This is a genomic window from Chryseobacterium sp. SIMBA_038 (assembly GCF_046535115.1).
In the GTDB taxonomy this organism is placed as follows: domain Bacteria; phylum Bacteroidota; class Bacteroidia; order Flavobacteriales; family Weeksellaceae; genus Chryseobacterium.
The window spans coordinates 1-273 of sequence record NZ_JAWRXH010000157.1; the positions used below are offsets into that span (position 1 = coordinate 1).

At 57.9% G+C, this 273-nt stretch carries 1 rRNA gene; it reads left to right on the forward strand.

Annotation, left to right across the window (positions count from 1 at the left end):
- Positions 1–273 (forward strand): 23S ribosomal RNA (locus tag SB689_RS23095); the annotation flags it as partial.

Below are 273 nucleotides of genomic sequence, written 5' to 3' on the forward strand. Positions count from 1 at the left end.
GACATGAGTAGCGATAAAGGGGGTGAAAGGCCCCCTCGCCGTAAGCCCAAGGTTTCCTACGCAACGTTCATCGGCGTAGGGTGAGTCGGCCCCTAAGGCGAGGCAGAAATGCGTAGCTGATGGGAAGCAGGTCAATATTCCTGCACCATTGTTGAATGCGATGGGGGGACGGATCGCGGAAGGTTGTCCGGGTGTTGGAAGTCCCGGTCCTTGCATTGGAGAAGGCGCTTTGGCAAATCCGGGCGCGGAATTCAAGGGTGTGAGGCCATGCTC